General features: G+C 66.5%; 1 protein-coding gene and 1 pseudogene. Both read left to right on the top strand.

Annotation, left to right across the window (positions count from 1 at the left end):
• Window positions 1–1,769: FAD-dependent oxidoreductase (locus EOA27_RS29890; protein WP_145970617.1), on the top strand; the 1,769-nt coding region annotated here is incomplete at its 5' end.
• A 12-nt stretch (window positions 1,770–1,781) separates the two neighbouring features.
• Window positions 1,782–2,964: pseudogene (locus EOA27_RS43205) on the top strand (trimethylamine methyltransferase family protein); the annotation flags it as partial.

The raw sequence follows: 2,964 nt of genomic DNA, 5'->3' as shown, positions 1-2,964 counted from the left end.
CCGGCGTCGACCTGCCGGTGACGCCGATGGAGCATCATTATTTTGTCACCGAGGACATTCCGGAAGTCGCGGCGCTAGACAAGGAGCTTGGCCTTGCCGTCGATCTCGATGGCTTCTCCTATCTGCGCCAGGAGCGGAAGGGCGTGCTGCTCGGCGTCTATGAGCAGAACCCGAAACACTGGAACATGGACGGCGCGCCCTGGGATTACGGCATCGAGCTGATCCCCGAGGATATCGATCGCATCAGCCCCGAGCTTGCCAAGGCCTATGAGCGCTTTCCCTGCCTGGCCACGGCCGGTATCCGCAAATGGGTCAACGGCGCCTTCACCTTCACGCCGGACGGCAACCCGCTGGTCGGCCCGGTCAGGGGGCTGAAGAATTACTGGGTCGCCTGCGGCGTCATGGCCGGCTTCAGCCAGGGCGGCGGTGTTGGCAAGTCGCTGGCCGAGTGGATGATTTACGGTGAGCCGGAAGCCGACATCTTCGGCATGGACAGCGCTCGCTACGGCGCCTTCGCCGCCAACCGCGAGTATCTCAGGCGCACGACGGGCCAGTTCTATGCCCGCCGCTTCGTCATGACCTTCCCCAATGAGCGCCTGCCGGCGGGCCGGCCGCTGAAGCGCCCCGGCGCCTATGATGGCATGAGCGCCGCCGGCGCCGAGTGGACGGCGTCCTGGGGCCTGGAGATCCCGGCCTATTTCGCGCCGATGGGGTTCCGCGAGGAGACGACGCTGAAGCGCTCCAACGCCTTCGAAATCGTCGGCGACGAGGTGCTGCAGGTGCGCCGCGCCGCCGGCCTCGTCGATACCACAGCCTTCTCGCGCTATGCCGTGTCAGGCCCGGGCGCCGAGGCGTGGCTCGACCGGCTGCTCGCTTGCCGGCTGCCGAAGCCTGGCCGCGCCAAGCTTGCGCCGATGCTTGGGCCCAATGGCCGGCTGAAGGGCGACCTCACCGTGCTCAACTGGGGCGGCGGCGAATACTGGATCATGGGCTCCTACTATTTGCGCGAATTTCATATGCGCTGGTTCGAGGCGCACATCGCCGAAGGCGTTTCCGTCACCGACATTTCCGATGCCACATCCGGCTTCCTCGTCACTGGACCGAATGCACGAAAGATCCTCGAACGCACCACGCATCAGGACATCTCCGCCAAAACCCTGCCGTTCATGGCTTGCGGCGAGTTCGATATCGGCATGATGCGAGCGCGCGTTGCCAGGCTGTCCATCGCCGGCGAACTCGGCTTCGAGATCAACTGCCCGGCCACCCTGCATGCGACGCTGCGCGAAACACTGCTTGCCGCCGGCCAAGACCTCGGCCTTGCCGAGATCGGCTATTACGCGCTGAATTCGCTCAGGCTGGAAAAGAGTTTCGGCATCTGGTCGCGCGAGTTCACGCAAGGCTACACGCCCGGTCAGACCGGGCTCGACCGCTTCATCGCTTTCGACAAGGCCGAGTTCATCGGCCGCGACGCGGCGCTGAAAGAGCGCGACGCCGGTGCCTCGCGACGCATCGTGACGCTGGAGGTCGACGCTGTCCACGCCGATGCCAGCGGCTTCGAGCCGGTCTGGTCCAAGAGCCGGCGCGTCGGCTTCGTCACCTCCGGCGGCTACGGCTATACCCTCGGCAAGAGCGTCGCCCTGGCGTTGCTCGATGACGGTTTCGCCGGGGAGGGGACAGAACTTTCCATACACATTGTCGGGGTCGAACGGCCGGCGCGTGTCATTGCCGCCTCGCCCTACGACCCTGAAGGCAAGGCGATGCGGCAATGAGGAGGAACCGCCATGATCGATGAGGCCGCACGTGATCTCAGACGCGAGCGCCGGCGGGGACGCACCGGCGAGGCGGGCAGCGAATCCAGCCGCCGTCCGAACTACCGGTCCCTGAAGAACCCGTTCCTGCCGCAGCCGATCTTTTCCGAAGACCAGGTCGCCGCCATCCACGCTGCCGCGCTGCGCGTGCTGGAAGAACTCGGCATCAAGGTGCTGCTGCCCGAGGCCCGCGCCATCTACGCCAAGGCCGGCGCCTTGGTCGACGAAGACAGCCAGATGGTCAGGATCGGCCGCGACATGGTCGAGGCAGCACTTGCCTCGGCGCCGCGCTCCATTCCGGCACTTGGCGGCGACCGCTCGCGCGACCTGACGCTTGAGCTCGGCTCGATGGCTTTCCTGGCCGGCTCTGGCGCGCCCAACGTCACCGATCTCGAGCGCGGCCGCCGGCCGGGCACGCTCGCCGCCTTCGAGGAATTCATCAAGCTGATCCAGCATTTCGACGTGCTGCACATGCTTGGGCCCTGCGTCGAGCCGCAGGACATCGACAACCGCTTCCGCCACTATGCCGTCAACCGGGCGCAACTAACGCTGTCGGACAAGTTCCCCTTCATCTTTGCGCGCGGCACGCCGCAGGTCGAGGACGGGTTCGAGATGATCCGCCTGGCGCGCGGCCTCTCCGAGGACCAGTTCCGCGCCGGCGCCCATTGCTACACCGTCATCAACACCAACTCGCCGCGTCAGCTGGATATCCCGATGGCGCAAGGCATCATCGACTTCGCCAGGGCCGGCCAGGTCCTGATCATCACGCCCTTCTGCCTGGCGGGCGCGATGGCGCCGATCACGGTTGCCGGCGCGCTGACCTTGCAGCATGCCGAGGCGCTGGCTGGGTTGACGCTTGCCCAAATCGTGCGCCCCGGCGCGCCGGACTTCATGTCGACATTGGAGGAGAAGGAGCCATAGACCACCGGCGCGCCGGCCTTCGGCACGCCGGAACATATCAAGGCGACGCTTGGGGCGGGACAGCTCGCCCGCTACACTGGGTTGCCGTGGCGCTCCGGCGGCGGCAGCGCCGCCAATATTTCCGACGTGCAGGCGGCACACGAGACGCAGTTCGCGCTGTGGGGCTCGGTGCTGGCTGGCGCCACCGTCTGCATCCACGCCGCCGGCTGGCTGGAAGGTGGCCTCAGCGTATCCC

Source organism: Mesorhizobium sp. M2A.F.Ca.ET.037.01.1.1 (genome assembly GCF_003998075.1).
Lineage (GTDB): Bacteria > Pseudomonadota > Alphaproteobacteria > Rhizobiales > Rhizobiaceae > Mesorhizobium.
The sequence above is the reverse complement of the archived record's forward strand: the minus strand, read 5'-3'. Positions and strand labels throughout refer to the sequence as shown.